We start from the raw sequence: 524 nt of genomic DNA, 5'->3' as shown, positions 1-524 counted from the left end.
GCTATTGCTGAAATTGGCAACCTTGAACAAGCCGTCAAATACATTAACAAAGCACTCGGTTTGGGCGAGCGATACGAAAACAACCATTTACAAACCGAGGGGCATTTAGCCGCTGGTTTTGCTTATCTGAAAAATGACGCGCCGGAAAAGGCGATCGAGCACGGTAAAGAAGCGTTCACACTAGCAATGGAAAACTCAAGGCCATTGCTACAAGCGAGAGCGCAACTGTTGCTGTCCAATGCTTACCAAGAACTTGGGGATTACAAAGCGGCGCTAAGTCACTATGAAGCGTATTCAACATTGGAACTAGATAACCGAGACACCAGTAACATCAAGGCAATGGAAGCTCTCGACCTCACCAAAAATGAGTACGAATACGAACTGCAACTGATCAAACTTGCGAACGAGCGGAATTTAAAGCAGAGCGAGTTTGAAAAGCTTACAGATCAAAAACGCGCGTACAATTTTGTGGTTGCCTGCTTAGTGCTTCTTTTGGTGCTGGCAATAATGGCTCAGCGACAAAC

General features: G+C 45.6%; 1 pseudogene. It reads left to right on the top strand.

Annotation, left to right across the window (positions count from 1 at the left end):
• Nucleotides 1-524 (top strand): annotated as a pseudogene (locus R7Q48_RS30855) (GGDEF domain-containing protein); the annotation flags it as partial.

Source organism: Vibrio sp. 378, assembly GCF_033339435.1.
Note: the sequence above shows the minus strand (reverse complement) of the source record. Positions and strands in the feature narration are given on the sequence as shown.